Source organism: Paracoccus sp. (in: a-proteobacteria) (genome assembly GCF_046289755.1).
Lineage (GTDB): Bacteria > Pseudomonadota > Alphaproteobacteria > Rhodobacterales > Rhodobacteraceae > Paracoccus.
Map to the genome: position 1 here is coordinate 70,679 of NZ_JBKBVD010000010.1, position 19,810 is coordinate 90,488.

Below are 19,810 nucleotides of genomic sequence, written 5' to 3' on the forward strand. Positions count from 1 at the left end.
CAAGGCAACAGAAATCTTGAACGCAGGTGCATCATGCCGAAGCTTGGGGCAGAGCCTATCCGAAAAGCCGCGCTGATCAACGCTGCCATCTACGAGGTGGGCCGCGCAGGCTCACTGGACGTGACTGTGGCGCAGATCGCCAAGCGTGCGGGCATGTCGCCTGCGCTGGCGCATCACTATTTCGGCTCCAAGGACCAGATGTTTCTGGCGGCGATGCGCTATATCCTGCGCACTTATGGCGAGACGGTGCGGCAGGCGCTGCCGGGGCAGGGCCCGCGCGGGCGGCTGGAGGCCATCGTGGCGGCCAGCTTCGCGCCGGTGAATTTTCAGCGCGAGACGGTCAGCGCCTGGCTGAATTTTTACGCGCTGGCGCTGATCAACCCCGAGGCCCGCCGCCTGCTGAATGTCTATCACCGCCGGTTGCGGTCCAATCTGATCGTGGCGCTGCGGGGGCTGACCCCCGATCCCGCGCAGGTGGCCGACACGCTGGGGGCGCTGATCGACGGCGTCTATCTGCGCACCGTGCTGACCCCCGGCCCGACCGATGGCGGCATCGCCCGCCATGTCATTGAAACCTATCTCGACGAGGCCCTCACATGAGCCAGCAGAGCGCGCATTCCGCCCAGCCCACCGCCAGCCTGTTCATCGATGGCCAGCCGGTCGAGGGGCAGGGTGATCCGCTGCCCGTCCGCTATACCTATACCGGCGAGGTGATCGCCACCCTGCTTGAGGCGTCCGCCGCACAGGTCGCGCAGGCCTGCGCCACCGCCCGCGCCGCGCAACCCGCATGGGCCGCGCTGGCGCCGCTGGAGCGGGGCCGCATCCTGGGCCGTGCCGCCGCCATCATCATGGAGCGAAACGAGGAACTGGCCCGGCTGGAGACGCTGGACACCGGCAAGCCGATTCAGGAAACGCTGGTCGCGGACTGGCCCTCGGGGGCGGCGGCGCTGGAATATTTCGCCGGGCTGGCCGCGACGCTGACCGGCCAGATGATCCCGATGGGGCAGGACTGGGCCTATACCCGGCGCGAGGCTCTGGGCGTCTGTGCGGGCATCGGGGCGTGGAACTATCCCAGCCAGATCGCCTGCTGGAAGGCCGCGCCCGCGCTGGTCATGGGCAATACGATGGTCTTCAAGCCGTCCGAGGAAACGCCGCTGGGGGCGCTGAAACTGGCCGAGATCTTCATTCAGGCCGGGATGCCGCCGGGTGTCTTCAATGTGGTGCAGGGGCGCGGCGCGGTCGGCGCGGCGCTGGTCACCAATCCCGATGTGGCCAAGGTCTCGCTGACCGGCTCGGTGCCCACGGGGCGGCGCGTCTATGCCGCCGCCGCCGAGGGGATGCGCCATGTGACGATGGAGCTGGGCGGTAAATCCCCGATGATCGTCTTTGACGACGCCAATCTGGAAGATGCCGTCAGCGCGGCGATTCTGGCGAATTTCTACAGTTCGGGGCAGGTCTGCTCGAACGGGACGCGGGTGTTTCTGCAACAGGGGATCCGGGACGCGTTCCTTGACCGTCTGGCCGAGCGGGTGCGGCAGGTCCGCATGGGCGATCCGCTGGACCCGGCCACGAATCACGGCCCCATCATCAACCCCGCGCAGGCCGCCAAGATCCGCGCCGCCATCGAGGGCGGGCTTGCGGCAGGTGCGCGGCTGGTCTGCGGCGGGCCGGGCGAGGGGGCGTTCATCCCGCCCACGGTTCTGGCCGACGCCACCGACGACATGGCCATCGCCACCGACGAGATTTTCGGCCCGGTGATGACGGCGCTGAGCTTTGTCGATGAGGACGAGGCCATCACCCGCGCCAATGGCACCGGCTTTGGCCTTGCGGCGGGCGTCTTCACCCGCGATCTGACCCGCGCCCATCGGGTGATCGCGCGGCTTGAGGCGGGCACCTGCTGGATCAACACCTATAACCTGACGCCGGTGCAGATGCCCTTTGGCGGCGTCAAGCTGTCGGGTCTGGGGCGCGAGAATTCGGCGGCCGCGATCGAGCATTACTCGCAGCTGAAATCCGTCTATGTCGCCATGGGAGGCGTCGATGCGCCCTACTGACACCCCCTCCAGCGACTATGTCATCATCGGCGCGGGCAGCGCGGGCTGTGCGCTGGCCTATCGGCTGACCGAGGCCGGGCGCACCGTCACGCTGATCGAATTCGGCGGCAGCGATATGGGCCCGTTCATCCAGATGCCCGGTGCGCTGTCCTATCCGATGAACATGCCGCGCTATGACTGGGGCTTTGCCACCCAGCCCGAACCGCATCTGGGCGGTCGCAGGCTGGCCACGCCGCGCGGCAAGGTGCTGGGCGGGTCGTCCTCGATCAATGGCATGGTCTTTGTGCGCGGCAACCCGAAGGATTTCGACCATTGGGCCGAGATGGGCGCGACCGGCTGGGATTATGCCGGCGTGCTGCCCTATTTCAAGCGGATGGAGACATGGCACGGCGAGGCGCCCTCGACCCTGCGCGGCACCGACGGGCCGCTGCACATCACGCGCGGCAAGCGCAAGAACCCGCTGTTCAACACCTTCATCGAGGCGGGGGCGCAGGCGGGCTGGCCGCGCACCGTCGACTATAACGGCGCCCAGCAGGAGGGGTTCGGCCCGATGGAGGCGACGATCTGGAAGGGCCGCCGCTGGTCCGCCGCCAATGCCTATCTGCGGCCCGCGAAAAAGACCGGGCGTCTGACGGTGATCCGCGCCATGGCGCGACGGGTGCTGTTCGACGGCAACCGCGCCACCGGCGTCGAGATCGCGCGCAAGGGCCGGATCGAGGCGGTGCTGGCGGGCCGCGAGGTGATCATCTCGGCCAGTTCGATCAACACGCCCAAGATCCTGATGCTGTCAGGCATAGGCCCCGCAGATCACCTGCGCGACCATGGCATCACGCCTCTGGCCGACCGGCCCGGCGTCGGCGCGAACCTTCAGGATCACCTTGAAATCTATATGCAATACAAGTCGCTGAAGCCGGTGACGCTGTATACCTATTACAGCCTGCTGGGCAAGGGCCGGGTGGGGCTGGAATGGCTGTTGCAGAAGACCGGGCTGGGCGCCTCGAACCAGTTCGAAAGCTGCGGCTTCATCCGGTCGTCCGATGCGGTCGATTATCCCGACATCCAGTATCACTTCCTGCCGCTGGCGGTGCGCTATGACGGCAAGGCGGCGGCCAAGGGGCACGGGTTTCAGGCCCATGTCGGCCCGATGCGGTCTAAATCGCGCGGCACGGTGCGGCTGACCGGCCCCGATCCCGAGGCCGCGCCCGAGATCCGCTTCAACTACATGTCCCATCCCGATGACTGGGCCGAGTTCCGCGCCTGCGTCCGCCACACCCGGCGCATCTTTGACCAGCCCGCCTTTGCCCCCTATCGCGGGGACGAGATCCAGCCGGGCGATGATGTGCAGACCGACGATCAGATCGACGCCTTCATCCGCGAGCATGCCGAATCGGCCTATCACCCCTGCGGCACCGCCCGCATGGGCGCGGCCCATGATGCGGGCGCCGTGGTCGATCCCGATCTGCGCGTGATCGGCGTCGAGGGGCTGCGCGTGGCCGACAGTTCGGTCTTTCCGCGCGTCACCAATGGCAATCTCAACGGGCCGTCGATCATGGTCGGCGAAAAGGCCGCCGATCACATTCTGGGGCGGCTCTCTGCCAGCTGAGGCGCATCCGCAGGCAGCATCTGCGGCAGCTTGACCTCGACCCAGTCGGCCAGCGCGCCGACAAGGGCTGCCGCCTCGCGGCCCAGAGGCGTCAGCGAATATTCGGTCTGCGGCGGCACCACCGGATAGGCCACCCGGTTGACCAGCCCATGCGCCTCAAGCCGTTTCAGCGTCTCGGCCAGCATCCGCTCGCTGACGCCGCCCACCCGGCGGCGCAGCGCGCTGAAGCGATGCGTGCCCTCGGTCAGCACCATCAGCACCAGCACCCCCCATTGGCTTGTCACCACCCGCAGCACCGCGCGCGAAGGGCAGGCCGCCGACAGCACCTGCCCGCGGCGAAGATGCTCACTGATGGGCAGGGGGGCGGTCGTCTGATCGGGGGATTTCATCGCATCTCCATACTTACAACAATGTGCGTACTTACTTGAAGTAAGCCGTTACGCCATATCTGGCAAGCACAGAGTTCGCAGACAGGAGACTTGACCATGACCATCGCAATCACCGGCGCCAGCGGCCAGCTGGGCCGCCTGATCATCGACCAGCTGATTGCCCGGCAGGGCGCGGCGGATCTGATCGGTCTGGCGCGTGCGCCCGAGGCCGCCAACCTGCCGGTCCGGACCCGCGCCGCCGATTACGACCACCCCGGAACGCTTGGGCCTGCATTGGCCGGGGTCGACACGCTGATGCTGATTTCGGGCAACGAGATCGGGCGCCGCACGCCCCAGCACCGCGCCGTGATCGAGGCCGCGCAGGCGGCGGGCGTCCGCCGCATCGTCTATACCAGCCTGCTGCATGCCGACCGCTCGCCCCTCAGCCTGGCGGACGAGCACCGCGAAACCGAGGCGATGCTGCACGCATCCGGGCTGGCCGTGACGATCCTGCGCAATGGCTGGTATCAGGAGAATCACACCGGCAGCATTCCCGCCACGCTGTCGCTTGGCACGCTTTACGGCGCCGCAGGCGCGGGCCGGATCGCCGCCGCCGCCCGCGCGGATTACGCCGAGGCCGCCGCCGTGGTGCTGACCGGCGCGTGGCATGAGGGCCAGACCTACGAGCTGGCGGGCGCGCCTGCCTTCACGCTTGCCGAACTGGCCGCCGAAATCTCGCGCCAGACCGGGCGCGAGATCCCCTTTGTGAACCTGCCCGAGGCGGATTACGCGGCGGCACTGGCCGGGGCAGGCGTGCCCGCAGGCTTTGCCGCCAAGCTGGCCAGCTTTGACGCGCTGGCGGCCGATGGCGCGCTGATGGGCGATGGCACGGTGCTGGCGCGGCTGATCGGGCGTCCGTCGCGCCCGCTGGCCGATGCGGTCGCGGCTGCGCTGCCGGAGTAACCACCCCGCCGCGAGGGGGTAGGACCCCGCGCGGACGGCCTCGAGGCTGGCGGCCAGACCGGCGCGGGGCATGCCACGCAGCATCTGATCGCCGATGACAAAGGCAGGCGTGCCCCGGACACCCAGAGTGGCGGCAAGTTCCTGGTTGGCGCGCAGGACCGAGCTGACCGATTCGGTCTGCATCCGGTTCATCACCTCGTCAGAATCGACCCCGATCTGACCCGCAAGCGCCGCAAGGCTCTGGGCGGTGATGCCGCCGCGCATGCCGCCCATCAGCGCGTTATGGGCGGCCAGATAGGCCTCGTCGCCCGCGATCTGAAGCACCGCGACGGTAAAGCGTGCGGCCAGTTCGCTTTCCTCGCCAAGAATCGGAAGTTCTTTCAGAATCAGCCGGATATTGCCATCATTCTCGACAGTTTCCTGAACCTCGGGGTTGAACTGCTGGCAATAGGTGCAGCGATAGTCGATGAATTCGACCACATCCAGTTCGCCCTCGGGGTTGCCGCCGACCCAGCTTGCGCCATCCTCGAAAATGGCGTCGTGGTTGGCGGCGACCAGCGCGCGGTCATTCTCGACCCCCGCCTCGGCCTGCCGCTCCTCCAGCGCATTGATCGCCTCGACCAGCACCTGCGGATTTTCCATCAGATAGTCGCGCACCGCGCTGCCAAAGGCCGCGCGCTCGGTTTCGGTCATCGCGGACAGGTCCAGGGCTGCGGCAGGCGTGGCGGACAGCAGCAGCGCGGCAATCAGGCGTTTCATCGGCACTCTTTCCCGTGTTCGGTCGCGGGCAGAGTGCCGCCCCGGCGCCGCGAAGGCAAGCAAGCGACGATCAGCTTCCCGCGATCTGGCCTTTCGCGCGCAAAGAACTGGTTTGGCCGGGCAAGCCGCGCTAAACCGCAGGGAAAAAGGAAGGTCGGGCAGATGCGGCAGTCGCAACGCGGGCAGGTGGACCCGTTCATCGTCATGGATGTCATGGAGGCGGCAGCACGGGCCGAGGCCGCAGGGCGCCACATCATCCATATGGAGGTCGGCCAGCCCGGCACGCCCGCGCCCGCCGGTGCCCGCCGCGCCCTGGCCGACGCGCTGGAGGCACCGCTTGGCTATACTGTCGCCCTTGGCCTGCCCGCACTGCGTCAGGGCATCGCGGATCTGTACCGCCGCTGGTATGGCGTGGATCTGGACCCGGCGCGGGTGGTGGTGACGCCGGGCAGCAGCGGCGCCTTTATCCTTGCGTTTTCAGCGCTGTTCGATGCGGGCGACCGGGTGGCGATGGGCTATCCGGGCTATCCCAGCTATCGCCAGATCCTGCGCGCCATGTCGCTGGACCCGGTGGGCATCCCGACCCGGCCCGAGGACCGCTATCAGCCGCGCCCCGGCGATCTGCCGGATGCGCAGGGGCTGATCCTTGCCTCGCCGGGCAATCCCTCGGGCACGGTGCTGACGCGGGACGAACTGGCGGCGCTGGCGCAGGCGGCGCAGGCGCGCGGCATGGCGCTGATCTCGGATGAGATCTACCACGGGCTGTCCTATGGCACGCGCTGCGTCTCGGCCCTTGAGGTAACGGATGAAGTTGTCGTCATAAACTCTTTCAGCAAATACTTTTCCATGACCGGGTGGCGGGTCGGCTGGATGGTCGTGCCGCCAACAATGGTCCGCACGGTCGAGCGGCTGGCCCAGAACCTGTTCATCTGCCCGCCCCATGCCAGTCAGGTCGCCGCGCTGGCCGCCCTAGATTGCATCGAGGAAGCCGAGGCAAACCTATCATATTACGCCGAAAACAGGCGTCTGATGCTGGAAGGTCTGCCCCGCGCGGGCTTTCACCGCATCGCCCCGCCCGAAGGTGCGTTCTACATCTATGCCGATGTCTCGCATCTGACCGGGGATTCTGTCAGCTTTGCGGCGGAAATCCTTGAAAAGGCGGGCGTCTCCGTAACCCCCGGTCTGGATTTCGACCCCGATCGCGGGCGCGGGACGCTGCGCTTTTCCTATGCTCGCGCGACGGCCGACATTGCCGAAGGGCTGCGCCGACTGGAACGTTTCATGGCGGCGCGATGAGGGTCATTGCCGTGCTTCTGGCGATGCTGCTGGCTGTGGGTCTGGTGCCGCCTGCCATGGCGCAGGATCGCGCGCGGATCGACCTTGGCGCCTCGTCGCTGACCGAGGCCGGCCGGGGATGGTTCGGTGGGGGGGGCGGCGGCTGGTTCGGGGGCTGGTTCGGGCCTGCGCCGCTGGACCTGACGCTGACCCTGTCGCAGCCGGTGCCGTACCGCGTGTTTCTGGTGGGTGATCCGGCGCGGCTGGTGGTCGATCTGCAGGGTGTCGACCTGACGGGGCAATCGCCCGGCGATCTGTTCGGCCATGATCTTGCACCGGCAATCCGCTGGGGCAGCTTTCAGCAGGGCTGGTCCCGCATCGTGATCGAATTGCCGGGTTTTTACCGCATTGCCGAGGCGGGGCAGGCGGCGTCGGGCGTGCAGCCGCGCATCACCCTGCGCCTGAAACCGGTCTCCGAGGCCGATTTCGCGCCGCGCCCCTCGGCCACGACGGCGCTGCGTGATCTGCCCGATCCCGCCGACCTGCCGCCGCCCGTGGCCCGCCCCGCGACATTGACCGTGATGCTGGACCCCGGCCATGGCGGCTTTGATCCGGGCGCGCAGGCCGGGGGAGAGACCGAGGCGGCGCTGGTGCTGGCCTTTGCGCTGGAGCTGCGCACGGCCTTGCAGGCGCGGGGGGTCGAGGTGGCGATGACGCGCGAGCGGGACGCCTTCGTCAGCCTTCAGGGGCGGCTGACGGCGGCACGCGCCTCGGGGGCGGATCTGTTTCTGTCGCTGCATGCCGATGCGCTGCCGCAGGGGCACGCAGCGGGGGCGACGGTCTATATCTGGAACCCCGCCGCCGATGACCGCGCGGCGGCGCAACTGGCGCTGCGGCACGAACGCCACGACATGCTGCGCGGGCTGGACCTGACCGGGCAGGACGATCAGCTGGCGGCGGTGCTGATGGATTTCGCGCGCACCGACACCCAGCCCCGGTCCGAGGCGTTCGCGCAGTTGCTGATCTCGCGGATGGCGCTGATGGGGATCGGTCTGCACGGGCGCCCGGTGCAGGGGGCGGCGTTCTCGGTGCTGAAATCGCCGGATATTCCCTCGGCGCTGCTGGAACTGGGCTTTTTGTCGGACGAAAATGACCGCGCCAATCTGTCCGATCCCATGTGGCGCGCGCGCATGATCGAGGCGGTGGCCGATGCCGTCACCGGCTGGTGGCGCGACGAGGCCGCGCGCGCCGGGCTGTTGCGGCACTGAACCCGCCGTCGTTCTGACCGAGTGTTGTTTTGACCGGGTCGCGCGGCGGCGCTATAGACGGCTCACATTCCTGAAAGGCCCCCAGCCCGTGTTGCGCAGTCTTCTTTCCTTCTTCGGTGCGATCTTTTCCTGGATCGTGACCGCCGCCGTCTTTGCGGCACTGACAGTTGGGGCGGTCTTCTGGATCTATTCCCGTGACCTGCCCAGCCACGAGACGCTGGCGCAATACGCCCCCAAGACCATCAGCCGGATCTATTCCGCCGAGGGGCAGCTGATGGATGAATTCGCCGAGGAGCGGCGCATCTTCGTGCCGATCGACGAGGTGCCCGATCTGGTCAAGCAGGCTTTCGTCAGCGCCGAGGACAAGAATTTCTATACCCATCCGGGCTATGATGTCCGCGGCATCCTGTCTGCGGCCTACCAGGCGGTGCAGTCGCGCGGCGCCAGTGTGCGGGGGGCCTCGACCATCACGCAGCAGGTGATGAAGAACTTCCTGCTGTCCAGCGACCGCAGCGTCGAACGCAAGGTCAAGGAGCTGATTCTGGCCGCGCGGCTGGAAGGCACCCTGTCCAAGGACGAGATCCTGGAACTGTATCTGAACGAGATCTTTCTGGGCCAGAACAGCTTTGGCGTGATCGCCGCAGCCCAGACCTATTTCAACAAGTCGCTGTCGGAACTGGCCCCGCACGAGGCCGCGATGCTGGCCGCGCTGCCGCAGGCGCCGGGGCGGCTGCATCCGGTGCGCGCCAAGGACCGGCTGACCGACCGGCGCAATTACGTGCTGCGCGAGATGTGGCACAATGGCTATCTGGATGAGGCCGCCTTTCAGGCCGAGGCGGCGCTGCCGCTGCGATCGGTGCAGAACGGCGATTTTCCGGGCTTTCAGACCCAGCTTCCGGCGCGCGACTATTTCACCGACGAGATCCGCCGCCAGCTGAGCCGCGAATTCGGGCGCGAGGAATTCTTTGGCGGCGGGCTGACGATCCGCGCGACGGTGGACCCCGACCTCCAGACCGAGGCGGCAAGCGCGCTCCAGCGCGCGCTGGAGGATTACGACCGGGGCCGGGGCGTCTGGCGCGGCACGGGCGATGTCCTGCCGCCCGAGGTGCTGACGGATGAGGCGCTCTGGCGCGCGGCCCTGTGGGATCTGCGCCTGCCGCGCGATGTTCCGGGCTGGCGCCCGGCGGTGGTGCTGTCGGTCGAGGGCGGGCGTGCCCGCATCGGCATCGAAGGCATCGCCGAAGAGCCCGAGGGCCACTGGATCCCCGCCGATGATGTGACCTGGGCGCGCAGGCTGGACCGCGAGACCGGCAGCCTTGGGCCGCGCGCGCAGGGCGCGGGCGATCTGGTCCGGCCCGGCGAGGCGGTGCTGGTCCGCGCCGTGACCCGTGACAGCGATGGCGGCTTCGTGCGCTGGTCCCTGCGGCAGGTGCCCGAGGTGCAGGGCGGCTTCATGGCGATGGATGTCAATACCGGCCGCGTTCTGGCGATGCAGGGCGGGTTTTCCTATCAATCCTCGGTCTTCAACCGGGCGACGCAGGCGCAGCGGCAGCCCGGCTCCAGCTTCAAGCCGTTTGTCTATGCGGCAGCGCTGGACAACAACTATACCCCGGCCACCATCGTCGTGGATGAGCCGATCCGCATCAACACCCCGCAAGGTCTGTGGGAGCCCAAGAACGCCTCGGGGCGCCATTACGGGCCGACGCCGCTGCGCACCGGGATCGAACAGTCGCGCAACCTGATGACCATCCGCATCGCCGACAATATCGGCATGAGCCAGGTCGCCGAATATGCCGAGCGCTTTGGCGTCTACGACCGGCTGGCCCCGTTCCTGGCCAATGCGCTTGGCGCGCAGGAGACGACGCTGTTCCGCATGGTCGCGGCCTATGCGATGTTTGCCAATGGCGGCGAACGGGTGGAACCCACGCTGGTCGACCGGGTGCAGGACCGGCGCGGGCGCACCGTCTATCGCCACGATCAGCGGGTCTGCCAGACCTGCGGCATGCAGGCCCTGCCCGCAGGCGCGGCCCCGGTGATCGAGACCAACCGTGAACGGGTGATGGATGCGGTGACCGCCTTCCAGCTGACCTCGATGCTGGAGGGGGCGGTGCAGCGCGGATCGGGCAGCGGGGTCAATCTGCCGGTGCCGATCGCGGGCAAGACCGGCACCACGAATGACGCCAAGGACGTGTGGTTCATCGGCTATTCCAGCAATATCGTCGCGGGCTGCTATCTGGGCTTTGACCAGCCGCGCACATTGGGGGCCAATGCCTTCGGGGGCACGCTGTGCGTGCCGGTGTTCAACGCCTTCATGCGGGCGGCGGTGGCGGAATATGGCGGCACGGCCTTCAAGGTGCCGCCGGGCGGTTACTGGGTCAAGATCGACCGCGCGACCGGGCGCCGCCTGCCCGACGACGCCACCGGCCCGAACGTGATCGCCGAGTATTTCCGCGACGGCGCGGACCCCGACTGGGGCGTGCCGCTGGTCGTGTCGGGCTTTGGCGACGGGCCGGTCACGCTGCCATGGGAGGCGGGGGCGGACAGCCGCGCCTCGACCTCGATCACCACCTCGACGGGCGAGCGGCGGGTGATCCCCAAGCGCACCGATTTCGGCACCATGTCATCGGGCGGGCTTTACTGAGGCGGCGATAATGCGTCCCGCGATGGCGCGGGGGGCTTCGCCGCCCCCCGCACCCCCCGCCCCCCGCACCCCCCGCCATGTCACCCGCCATCTCACCCGGTGCCGCAGCGGTTGCGCGGCTCTTGCCGCGGCGGCGCGCGCACGGTATCACCCCTGACCTGACGCCAGACCCGGAGGAAGCCTGCCCATGCGCGCCGAGACGCAGTCCACGATCGAAGCCATCCGCCGCTCGCTGACCCTGCTGGGGCAGCGGCTGGACTGGACGACCGCGCCGCACCGGCTGGAAGAGATGAACGCCATGATCGAGGATGGCGATCTGTGGTCCGACCCGGCCCGCGCGCAAAAGCTGATGCGCGAGCGGCAGTCCCTGTCCGAGGCGATCGACACCTATCGCCGGATCGAGGGCGATCTGTCCGCCAATGCCGAGATGGTCGAACTGGCCGAGGCCGAGGGCGACGGCGATCTGGTCGCCGAGGCCGAGGCGAACCTCAAGGCGCTGGCCACGATGGCCGCGCAAAAGGAACTTGAGGCGCTGCTGAACGGCGAGGCGGATGCCAACGACACGTTCCTGGAGATCAACGCGGGCGCGGGCGGCACGGAAAGCTGCGACTGGGCCAGCATGCTGGCGCGGATGTATGTGCGTTGGGCCGAGAAAAAGGGCTATGAGGTCGAGCTGCTGTCCGAGACGCAGGGCGACGAGACGGGCATCCGCAGCGCCGCCTACAAGATCGCCGGGCACAATGCCTATGGCTGGCTGAAATCGGAATCGGGCGTGCACCGGCTGGTGCGGATCAGCCCCTATGACAGCGCGGCGCGCAGACATACCAGCTTCAGCAGCATCTGGGTCTATCCGGTGGTGGACGAGAATATCGAGATCGACATCCCCGACCGCGACATCCGCATCGACACCTATCGCAGCTCGGGCGCGGGCGGGCAGCACGTCAACACCACCGATTCGGCGGTGCGGATCACCCACTTGCCCACCAATATCGTCGTGACCAGTTCCGAAAAGTCGCAGCACCAGAACCGGGCCAACGCGATGGCGGCGCTGAAGGCGCGGCTGTATCAGATGGAGCTGGACCGCCGGAATTCGGAAATCAACGCCCAGCACGCCGCCAAGGGCGATGCGGGCTGGGGCAACCAGATCCGGTCCTATGTGCTGCATCCCTACCAGATGGTAAAAGACCTGCGCACCTCCGAGGAAACCAGCGACACGCAGGGCGTGCTGGACGGCGATCTGGACCGCTTCATGGCCGCGACGCTGGCGCTGGATGTGGCGGGCAAAAGCCGTGCCGAGGCGAATGCCGGTGACTGACATGGCAGGGCCGCGCCCGCATCGCTGACGCAGCGGCCATGATGCTGCAATGCAGCATGGGTGCGGAACTTGTGCGGTTTGCCGATGTTTGTATCATGCTGCGGGTGCATGGTGAGGGGTGCGGACCTTGAAGGACAAGAGAATCAATCTGGCGTTGCAGGGCGGCGGTGCGCATGGCGCCTTTACCTGGGGTGTGCTGGACCGGCTGCTGGACGAGCACTGGCTGGAGATTGCGGCGATCACCGGCGCCTCGGCCGGGGCGCTGAACGGGGCGGCGCTGAAGGCGGGGCTGGCGGTGCGGACAGGCGCTGCGGGCCGGCGGGCCGCGCGCGACAATCTGGACGCGCTGTGGGCCGAGGTGGGCGCCATGAGCGACAACCGCATGGTGCGCTGGATGCAGTCGCTGATGCCGATGACCCGCGGGTTCCAGCGCTGGACCGAGCTGGTCTCGCCCGCCGCATGGCTGGACAATCTGACCCGCATCATCAGCCCCTATGATTACGGCCCGTTCTATGTGAACCCGCTGGGGGCGCTGATGCGGGAATTGCCGCATCCCGACTTTGGCGGCCCGGACGGCCCGGATCTGTTCATCTCGGCCACCAATGTCCGCACCGGGCGCATCCGGGTCTTTACCGGCGCGCAGGCCACGGTCGAGGCGGTCATGGCCTCGGCCTGCCTGCCGACGCTGTTTCAGGCGGTCGAGATTGCCGACCCGGAAACGGGGCAGATCGACGCCTACTGGGATGGCGGCTTTGCGGGCAACCCGGCGCTGTTTCCGCTGTATCGCCCGCGTTTTCCGCGCGACATCATGGTGGTGGCGATCAATCCGATGGTGCGCTGCGAATTGCCGCGCACGCCCGTCGAAATCTCGGACCGGGTGAATGAGATCAGCTTTAACAGCTCGCTGATGTCGCAGCTGCGCGCGATCAATTTCGTCAAGGAACTGTTCGCCGAGAACCGGCTGACCGACAAATCCATGAAGAACGTGCTGATCCACATGATCATGGATGACGCGCTGATGACCGATCTGAACGCGCGGTCCAAGATGATGCCCCGGCCCGGCCTGCTGGATCAGATGAAAAAGGCCGGGCAGACCGCCGCCGATACCTTCCTGACCGAGCATGCCGACAAGCTGAACGAGGCCGACAGCTTCGATCTGTCGGCCCTGTTCGCGGGCACCACTGTTCGCTGAGGGCCGGTCAGCCCATCGCCACCGCAATGCGCGCGCCAAGCCGGGCATTGTTCAGCACCAGCGCGATGTTCGATTGCAGCGACCGGCCCTCGGTCAGCTCGAAGATCCGCTGCAACAGGAAGGGCGTGACCGCCTTGGCGGCAATGCCCTGCGCCTGCGCCTCGGCCAGTGCCTGTTCGATGACGGGGGTGATCTCGGCCTGCGGGATTTCCGCGTCCTCGGGGATCGGGTTGGTGACCAGCTGGCCGCCGCGCAGCCCAAGCGCCGCGCGCATCCCGGCGGCGGCGGCGATCTCTTCGGGGCTGTCCATGCGCAGGGGCGCCGCGATGCCTGAGCTGCGCGACCAGAAGGCGGGCAATTCGTCCTGACCATAGGCGATGACCGGCACGCCGAGGGTTTCCAGCACCTCCCATGTCTTGGGCAGATCGAGGATTGCCTTGGCGCCCGCCGCCACCACCGTCACCGGGGTCAGCGCCAGCTCGTGCAGGTCGGCCGAGATGTCAAAGCTGTCCCCGGCGCCGCGATGCACGCCGCCGATGCCGCCGGTGGCAAAGACGCGGATGCCCGCCAGATGCGCGCAGATCATCGTCGCGGCGACCGTGGTGGCGCCGGTGCGGCCATTGGCGACGCAGACCGCCAGATCGGCGCGCGACAGCTTCATCGCCTCGGCGGGCGGGGTCCGGGCCAGTGCGGTCAGCACCTCGTCGGTCAGGCCGATATGGATCTGACCGCCCATGACGGCGATGGTGGCGGGCGTGGCGCCGCCCTCGCGGATGGTGGCCTCGACCTTGCGGGCCATCTCAAGGTTCTGCGGCCAGGGCATGCCATGGGTGATGATGGTCGATTCCAGTGCCACGACAGGGCGGCCCGCGGCCAGCGCCTCGGCCACGTCGGGGGAATAGGTCAGGGGCAGAGAGAGGGTCACGGGACGTCCTTTCCAGAAACATGGGCGGCAGCGGCCGAGACCGCGCGCGCCAAAGCCGCATCGCGCGGCTGGTGGTCAAGCTCGGCGGCCAGATGCGCCGCAAGAAAACAATCGCCCGCCCCGGTGACCCGCGCGATGGTCACGGCGGGCGGGCGATGGGTCAGGGTCGGGCCGCCCGCCACCGCCTCGGCGGCAGGGTTGGCACCATCGGTCACCAGCACCCGCGCCGCACCGCGCGCCACCACCGCCTCGGCGGCTGAGGCGGCATCGGGATATGCGCGGCCCGCAAGGATCTCGGCCTCCAGCCGGTTGAGATAAAAGCAGCCGCGCCGGGCAGCGATCAGCGGCTCCAGCCGTTCGGCCTTGCCGGGGCTGGCCGGGACCACGCGCAGATCGGCGCCTGTCAGGCGCGGGTCACGGGCGATGCGGTCCAGCAAATCCTCGGTCAGATTGCCGTCCAGCACCACTGGCCCGGTCCAGTGCGGCAGGGCGTCCAGCGGCGTCAGGATCGCGGCCCCCGCCTGTTCCAGCGAATGCGCATCGGCAATGGCGGCGATCAGCCCCTCGCTGTCCTCGATCCCCATATAGCAGTCGGTCGGCAGGCCGGTGTCGCGGCTCAGATAGCCGGTCAGCACGCCAAGCCGCGCGGCCTGCGCGATCAGCGCCTCGCCTTCGGGGTCGCGGCCCACGGCGGACAGCACAGCAGGCGACAGCCCCCAGCGCGCCAGCGCCACGGCCACGTTCAGCGCCACGCCGCCGGGCAGGTGGCGGATGCGGCCCGGCACATCGGCGCCCGGTGCCATCCGGCGGGGCGCACGGCCGATCACGTCCCACAGCATGGCGCCGATGCACAATATGTCAGGCGTCTTCGTCATCGCCATCCCTCAGCTGCGCGTTCAGAAAACGCTCGAAATCGTCCAGATCCACCGGGTCGAACTGCCCGAAGCCCTGCATCCAGACCGAGGCCGTACGCATCCCGTCAGGGTCCAGCTTGCACCATGTGATCCGGCCCCGCCGCTCTTGCAGGATCAGACCGGCGGCTGCAAGCACCGCCAGATGTTTCGAGATGGCGGCAAGGCTCATGGCAAAGGGCTGGGCCACGTCACTGACGGCCATGTCATCCTCCAGCAGCATCGACAACACGCGGCGGCGGGTCGGATCGGCCAGAGCGGCAAAGATCTGGTCCAGCCGGTCGGGCAGGAGCGGTGCCAAAGTGGGGGGCATATGCGCAAAAACATCCATCAAGGGCCGCAGATCGGCGGGAATGGTCAACTCGGCGGTTGAATGATGGCCCGTGGCGGCGGGGAATGCAAGCAGGGGCTGGTTGGGCGACGCAGAACAAAAATAATAACTATCAATAACTTAACAGTCTGATCCCTGCGCTTGACTTGACCGCCGCCAGCCCCTAGACAGCCCGCAGCAAACACGGGGGCGTGAGACGTGGCCGAAAAGCCCCAGGGCGGCGATGACAGGGCGGCGGATGCCGACCGGCTGGCTGCACTGGAACGGCGCATCGCCGAGCTGACCCCCAAACCTCGCGGCCCCGGCCCGATGGGAAAATACGAACAGGCCAATCTGGCCTGGCGGATGGTGATCGAACTGGTGACCGGCCTCGGGCTGGGTTTCGCAGTCGGTTTCGGACTGGATTATCTGCTCGGCACCAAGCCGTTCCTGATGGTCCTGTTCATCTTCCTCGGCCTTGCGGCCGGCATCAAGACCATGATGCGCACCGCGTCCGAGCTTGACAGGAAATCCGGCCCCAAGCCGGAAGGCGTAAAACCCGGCGAAACGCCGGAAAGCGACGAGAGGGACTGATCGTGGCGACGGAAGCAACTGGCGGCGGCCTAGAATTCCACCCGATGGACCAGTTCATCGTCAAACCGCTGTTCGGCGGCGAGGCGGTGGCGTGGTACACGCCGACAAACGTCACGCTGTGGCTGTTCCTGACCGCGCTGGCAGCGATTGCCGTGCTGGTTCTGGGCACCCGTGGCCGCGCCATCGTCCCCAACCGCGCGCAATCGGTCGCGGAACTGGCTTACGGGCTGGTTCACAAGATGATCGAGGACATCGCAGGCAAGGACGGGCTGCGTTATTTCCCCTATGTGCTGACGCTGTTCATGTTCATCGTGTTCGCCAACCTGCTGGGTCTGGTGCCGATGGCCTTCACCGTCACCTCGCATATCGCCGTGACCGGCGTGCTGGCCATGGCGGTGTTTCTGGGCGTGACCATCATCGGTTTCGTCAAGAACGGCGCCCATTTCCTCGACCTGTTCTGGATCCGCTCGGCGCCGCTGGCCGTGCGTCCGATCCTGGCCGTGATCGAGGTCATCAGCTACTTTGTCCGCCCGCTGAGCCTGTCCATTCGTCTGGCCGGCAACATGATCGCGGGCCACGCCGTCATCAAGGTGTTCGCGGGCTTTGCAGCCATCGCCGCTGTTGCCCCCGTCGCCATCATTGCGGTGGTCGGCATGTATGCCTTCGAGGTGCTGGTCGCCTTCGTGCAGGCTTATGTGTTCACCATCCTGACCTGTGTTTACCTCAAGGATGCGCTGCACCCGTCGCATTGACGCCAGCCGCCTTTCGTGCGGCCCCGCCGGGGTCGCATACCACCAATCGCCAAACTACAAACCGCAAGGAGACTGATTATGACTGGTGATATCGCAGAACTGGGCCAGTACATCGGCGTCGGCCTGACCGCATTCGGCATGGGCTTTGCCGCTCTGGGTGTGGGCAACGTTGCCGGCAACTTCCTGGCAGGCGCCCTGCGCAACCCGTCGGCCGCTGCTGGCCAGACCGCTACGCTGTTCATCGGCATGGCCTTCGCCGAAGCACTGGGGATCTTCTCGTTCCTCGTCGCGCTTCTGCTGATGTTCGCAGTCTGATCCTGCGCCATCCTTGCGGCGGGGTGGGGTCAGCCCCCACCCCTTCGTGACTTCAATGGCCATGGGGTAGGATATGTTCAGCCTGTTGCAAGAGGCCGCCACCACCGCGGTCGAAATTTCCGGGGATGAGGCCGTCGTGATCGACGAGACCGCAGCCACCGGCGCCGCCACCTATGACGGCGCACAGCATGCGGCAGAAAGCGCGGGACTTCCGCAGCTTGATGTCACGACATTCGCCAACCAGATCTTCTGGCTGGTGGTCACGCTGGTCATTCTGTATCTGGTCCTGTCGCGCGTGGCACTGCCCCGCATCGCCGCCGTCCTGTCGGACCGGCAGGGCGCCATGACCGGCGATCTGATGGCCGCCGAAGAATTCAAGCAAAAGGCCCGCGAGGCCGAAGCCGCCTATGACAAGGCTCTGGCCGAGGCGCGCACCGAGGCACAGCGCATCGTCGCCCTCAACCGCGCCGGGATTCAGGCCGAGCTGGACGCCGCCATCGCCCATGCCGATGCCGAAATCGGCGCCCGCACGGCTGAATCCGAGGGTCGCATCCGCGACATCCGCACCTCGGCTGATGTCAGCGCCCGCGAGGTCGCCCGCGAGGTCACCGCCTCGCTGGTCGAGACCTTTGGCGGATCGGTCGATGCTGCTACGGTCGATCGTGCCGTGGACAGCCGGATGAAGGGGGCGCTGCAATGACCCGCATTTTTGCCATCGCTGCGGGTTCGCTGCTGATCGCCGGACCGGCGGCGGCTGCGGAAGGTCCGTTCTTCTCGCTGGCCAATACCGATTTCATCGTCCTGATCTCGTTTCTGGTCTTCATCGGCGTGCTGGTTTATTTCAAGGTCCCCGGCCTGCTGGGTGGCCTGCTGGACAAGCGCGCCGACAGCATCCGCAAGGATCTGGACGAGGCCCGGCGCCTGCGCGAAGAAGCGCAGGAGATCTATGCCAGCTACGAGCGTCGCGCCCGCGAAGTGAAGACGCAGGCCGAACAGATCGTCGCCAATGCCAAGCGCGAGGCCGAGGCGCAGGCCGCCAAGGCCAAGGATGATCTGGCCCGCTCGATCGAGCGTCGCCTGCAGGGCGCACAGGACCAGATCGCCAGCGCCGAGGCCGATGCCGTGCGCGCCGTGCGCAACCGTGCTGTCGCCGCCTCGGTCGCTGCTGCCGCCGAGATTCTGGAACAGCAGGTCCGTGCGGGCAACCGCTCGGCCGGGATTGATGACGCCATCGCAGACGTGGCGCGTCGTCTGAACTGAGGTCCGTGGGCCATCCGGCCCGCGCCTCTGGGACAGTGATCGGCCTCCGCCCTGACCGGGCGGGGGTCTTTTCCTTGCGCGGCCCTCTGGTCGCAAGACGCCCCCGCCTTGAGAAAGGCGGGGGCGTTGCTGCATTCGTCCAGGGTGGATCAGCCGTTGTTCAGACCGCCCGCCCGCTGCTGGATCATCATGAACGTGTCGAACGTGTATTCCGCCGTCTGCTGATACAGATACCAGTCATCGCGGAAGGTCAGCATCGCCTCATACTGGGTCTTGAAGTCCTCGTTCTCGGCCGAGATTTCGGCATAGACCTCGTTCGAGGCCTGAAAGCCCGCCACCAGCACATCTTCGCTGAACGAGCGCAGCTGCGCGCCCTGCGCCACCAGCTCCTTCAGCGCGGTCGGGTTCAGCATGTCGTATTTCGCCAGCATGTTCTGGTCCACGGCCTGCGCGGCGGTGCGGAACAGCGACTTGTAGCTGTCGGGCAGCTGGTCCCACTGAGGCTTGTTCACGAAGAAGCTGACGGTCGGGCCACCTTCCCAGAAACCGGGGTAATAGTAATAGGGCGCGACCTTGTGAAAGCCCAGCTTGGCGTCGTCATAGGGGCCGACCCATTCGGCGGCGTCGATCGTGCCGCGCTCCAGCGCCGGATAGATGTCGCCGCCGGGGATCTGCTGGGGCACAGCACCCATCCGCTCCAGCACGCGGCCCGCAAGACCCGCGATCCGCAGCTTCAGCCCCTGAAGATCGGCGACCGAGTTGATTTCCTTGCGATACCAGCCGCCCATCTGGGTGCCGGTATTGCCGCCCGGATAGCTGATCAGATCGTATTTTTCGAGGAAGGCGTTATAGTTCTCGATGCCACCGCCGTGATAGTTGAAGGCGGCTTTCGAGCGGGCCGAGAAGGTAAAGGGCAGGTCGGCGCCGCAGGCGAATGCCGCGTCCTTGCCCCAGTTGTAATAGCCGACCGAATGGCTGCATTCGACGGTGCCGTCGGTCGTGGCATTGATCGCGTCCAGCCCCGGCACGATCTCACCTGCCGCGAAGACCTGAATGGTAAAGCGGCCATCGGTCGCCTCGGACAGGCGCTGCGACAGTTCCTCGGCGCCGCCATAGATCGTGTCCAGCGATTTCGGGAAAGACGAGGCCAGCCGCCAGCTGATCTGCGGTGCCTCCTGCGCGATGGCGGGGGCGGCCAGCAGGCCGGTCGCTGCGGCTGCCGCACCGCCGACCGAGGCGCGCGTCAGAAAGGACCGGCGGTCCAGGGCTTTCTTATTGTGCATGTTTTCTCCTCCACACCGGGCA

Annotated in this window: 19 protein-coding genes and 1 pseudogene; 14 read left to right on the plus strand and 6 right to left on the minus strand. The window is 67.2% G+C overall.

The window, feature by feature from the left end:
• The first annotated feature begins 33 nt into the window (after nt 1-33).
• The 3 genes from betI to betA are packed head-to-tail and all read left to right on the plus strand — an operon-like array spanning nt 34 to nt 3,657.
• A complete protein-coding gene (gene betI, locus ACK41U_RS05690; protein WP_409677137.1) occupies nt 34-600 on the plus strand; it encodes a choline-responsive transcriptional repressor BetI in 567 nt (188 codons plus the stop codon).
• Nucleotides 597-2,054 (plus strand): betaine-aldehyde dehydrogenase, encoded by a 1,458-nt coding sequence (gene betB, locus ACK41U_RS05695; RefSeq protein ID WP_409677139.1) that lies wholly within the window; start codon nt 597-599, stop codon nt 2,052-2,054. The genes betI and betB overlap by 4 nt, the downstream gene beginning before the upstream one ends.
• The gene (gene betA, locus ACK41U_RS05700) at nt 2,041-3,657 is read left to right on the plus strand and encodes a choline dehydrogenase (RefSeq protein ID WP_409677141.1); all 1,617 of its coding nucleotides are present in this window, start codon (nt 2,041-2,043) and stop codon (nt 3,655-3,657) included. Before betB ends, betA begins: the two co-directional genes overlap by 14 nt.
• Here betA and ACK41U_RS05705 read toward each other — a convergent pair.
• Nucleotides 3,627-4,046, minus strand: a complete 420-nt coding sequence (locus tag ACK41U_RS05705; protein ID WP_409677143.1) for a winged helix-turn-helix transcriptional regulator — start codon at nt 4,044-4,046, stop codon at nt 3,627-3,629. The two genes, betA and ACK41U_RS05705, sit on opposite strands and share 31 nt — an antisense overlap.
• Nucleotides 4,047-4,142: 96 nt before the next feature.
• On the opposite strand from ACK41U_RS05705, the gene ACK41U_RS05710 reads away from it, so the two are divergent.
• Nucleotides 4,143-4,988, plus strand: coding sequence for an NAD(P)H-binding protein (locus ACK41U_RS05710; protein ID WP_409677145.1), 846 nt, complete (start codon nt 4,143-4,145; stop codon nt 4,986-4,988).
• A 75-nt stretch (nt 4,989-5,063) separates the two neighbouring features.
• Here the strand turns inward: ACK41U_RS05710 and ACK41U_RS05715 are convergent.
• Nucleotides 5,064-6,008, minus strand: a pseudogene (locus tag ACK41U_RS05715) (DsbA family protein); the annotation flags it as partial.
• Between ACK41U_RS05715 and ACK41U_RS05720 the strand changes: the two are divergent.
• The 5 genes from ACK41U_RS05720 (at nt 5,910) to ACK41U_RS05740 (ending at nt 13,438) form a co-directional block, all read left to right on the plus strand.
• Nucleotides 5,910-7,043, plus strand: coding sequence for a pyridoxal phosphate-dependent aminotransferase (locus ACK41U_RS05720; protein ID WP_409677147.1), 1,134 nt, complete (start codon nt 5,910-5,912; stop codon nt 7,041-7,043). The pseudogene ACK41U_RS05715 and the gene ACK41U_RS05720 overlap by 99 nt on opposite strands.
• Nucleotides 7,040-8,290, plus strand: coding sequence for an N-acetylmuramoyl-L-alanine amidase (locus ACK41U_RS05725; RefSeq protein ID WP_409677149.1), 1,251 nt, complete (start codon nt 7,040-7,042; stop codon nt 8,288-8,290). Before ACK41U_RS05720 ends, ACK41U_RS05725 begins: the two co-directional genes overlap by 4 nt.
• 88 nt (nt 8,291-8,378) lie before the next feature.
• Nucleotides 8,379-10,931, plus strand: a complete 2,553-nt coding sequence (locus ACK41U_RS05730; protein WP_409677151.1) for a penicillin-binding protein 1A — start codon at nt 8,379-8,381, stop codon at nt 10,929-10,931.
• Nucleotides 10,932-11,118: 187 nt separating this feature from the next.
• Nucleotides 11,119-12,246, plus strand: a complete 1,128-nt coding sequence (gene prfB, locus ACK41U_RS05735; RefSeq protein WP_409677153.1) for a peptide chain release factor 2 — start codon at nt 11,119-11,121, stop codon at nt 12,244-12,246.
• Between the two features lie 127 nt (nt 12,247-12,373).
• Complete coding sequence (locus ACK41U_RS05740) at nt 12,374-13,438, plus strand: patatin-like phospholipase family protein (RefSeq protein WP_409677155.1); 1,065 nt, start codon at nt 12,374-12,376, stop codon at nt 13,436-13,438.
• Nucleotides 13,439-13,445: 7 nt separating this feature from the next.
• Here ACK41U_RS05740 and ACK41U_RS05745 read toward each other — a convergent pair whose 3' ends face one another.
• From ACK41U_RS05745 to ACK41U_RS05755, 3 genes are read right to left on the minus strand one after another with little or no spacing between them, the layout of a single operon-like run.
• A complete protein-coding gene (locus tag ACK41U_RS05745; protein ID WP_409677157.1) occupies nt 13,446-14,363 on the minus strand; it encodes a pseudouridine-5'-phosphate glycosidase in 918 nt (305 codons plus the stop codon).
• Entirely contained in the window at nt 14,360-15,238 is an 879-nt protein-coding gene (locus ACK41U_RS05750; protein WP_409677159.1) for a PfkB family carbohydrate kinase, read from the minus strand. Before ACK41U_RS05750 ends, ACK41U_RS05745 begins: the two co-directional genes overlap by 4 nt.
• Nucleotides 15,222-15,587 carry an ArsR/SmtB family transcription factor gene (locus ACK41U_RS05755; RefSeq protein WP_409677161.1) on the minus strand — a complete coding sequence of 122 codons (366 nt, stop codon included), beginning with the start codon at nt 15,585-15,587 and terminating at the stop codon, nt 15,222-15,224. Before ACK41U_RS05755 ends, ACK41U_RS05750 begins: the two co-directional genes overlap by 17 nt.
• Nucleotides 15,588-15,803: 216 nt before the next feature.
• Between ACK41U_RS05755 and ACK41U_RS05760 the strand changes: the two genes are divergently transcribed.
• From ACK41U_RS05760 to ACK41U_RS05780, 5 genes are all read left to right on the plus strand, one after another.
• The gene (locus tag ACK41U_RS05760; RefSeq protein ID WP_409677163.1) at nt 15,804-16,178 is read left to right on the plus strand and encodes an AtpZ/AtpI family protein; all 375 of its coding nucleotides are present in this window, start codon (nt 15,804-15,806) and stop codon (nt 16,176-16,178) included.
• Between the two features lie 2 nt (nt 16,179-16,180).
• Complete coding sequence (locus tag ACK41U_RS05765) at nt 16,181-16,930, plus strand: F0F1 ATP synthase subunit A (RefSeq protein WP_409677165.1); 750 nt, start codon at nt 16,181-16,183, stop codon at nt 16,928-16,930.
• A 78-nt stretch (nt 16,931-17,008) separates the two neighbouring features.
• Entirely contained in the window at nt 17,009-17,245 is a 237-nt protein-coding gene (locus ACK41U_RS05770; RefSeq protein WP_090743205.1) for a F0F1 ATP synthase subunit C, read from the plus strand.
• A 73-nt stretch (nt 17,246-17,318) separates the two neighbouring features.
• Nucleotides 17,319-17,945 (plus strand): F0F1 ATP synthase subunit B', encoded by a 627-nt coding sequence (locus tag ACK41U_RS05775; RefSeq protein WP_409677167.1) that lies wholly within the window; start codon nt 17,319-17,321, stop codon nt 17,943-17,945.
• A complete protein-coding gene (locus tag ACK41U_RS05780) occupies nt 17,942-18,505 on the plus strand; it encodes a F0F1 ATP synthase subunit B (protein WP_409677169.1) in 564 nt (187 codons plus the stop codon). The genes ACK41U_RS05775 and ACK41U_RS05780 overlap by 4 nt, the downstream gene beginning before the upstream one ends.
• A gap of 149 nt (nt 18,506-18,654) precedes the next feature.
• On the opposite strand, the gene ACK41U_RS05785 is transcribed toward ACK41U_RS05780, so the two are convergent.
• A complete protein-coding gene (locus ACK41U_RS05785; RefSeq protein WP_409677189.1) occupies nt 18,655-19,770 on the minus strand; it encodes a TRAP transporter substrate-binding protein in 1,116 nt (371 codons plus the stop codon).
• Nucleotides 19,771-19,810 lie beyond the last annotated feature (40 nt).

Coding starts and splice junctions, on each gene's coding strand:
- betA (WP_409677141.1), top strand. CDS start 2,041: ATGCGCCCTACTGACACCCCCTCCAGCGACTATGTCATCATCGGCGCG.
- ACK41U_RS05775 (WP_409677167.1), top strand. CDS start 17,319: ATGTTCAGCCTGTTGCAAGAGGCCGCCACCACCGCGGTCGAAATTTCC.
- ACK41U_RS05725 (WP_409677149.1), top strand. CDS start 7,040: ATGAGGGTCATTGCCGTGCTTCTGGCGATGCTGCTGGCTGTGGGTCTG.
- ACK41U_RS05720 (WP_409677147.1), top strand. CDS start 5,910: ATGCGGCAGTCGCAACGCGGGCAGGTGGACCCGTTCATCGTCATGGAT.
- ACK41U_RS05770 (WP_090743205.1), top strand. CDS start 17,009: ATGACTGGTGATATCGCAGAACTGGGCCAGTACATCGGCGTCGGCCTG.
- betI (WP_409677137.1), top strand. CDS start 34: ATGCCGAAGCTTGGGGCAGAGCCTATCCGAAAAGCCGCGCTGATCAAC.
- betB (WP_409677139.1), top strand. CDS start 597: ATGAGCCAGCAGAGCGCGCATTCCGCCCAGCCCACCGCCAGCCTGTTC.
- ACK41U_RS05705 (WP_409677143.1), bottom strand. CDS start 4,046: ATGAAATCCCCCGATCAGACGACCGCCCCCCTGCCCATCAGTGAGCAT.
- prfB (WP_409677153.1), top strand. CDS start 11,119: ATGCGCGCCGAGACGCAGTCCACGATCGAAGCCATCCGCCGCTCGCTG.
- ACK41U_RS05710 (WP_409677145.1), top strand. CDS start 4,143: ATGACCATCGCAATCACCGGCGCCAGCGGCCAGCTGGGCCGCCTGATC.
- ACK41U_RS05755 (WP_409677161.1), bottom strand. CDS start 15,587: ATGCCCCCCACTTTGGCACCGCTCCTGCCCGACCGGCTGGACCAGATC.
- ACK41U_RS05750 (WP_409677159.1), bottom strand. CDS start 15,238: ATGACGAAGACGCCTGACATATTGTGCATCGGCGCCATGCTGTGGGAC.
- ACK41U_RS05780 (WP_409677169.1), top strand. CDS start 17,942: ATGACCCGCATTTTTGCCATCGCTGCGGGTTCGCTGCTGATCGCCGGA.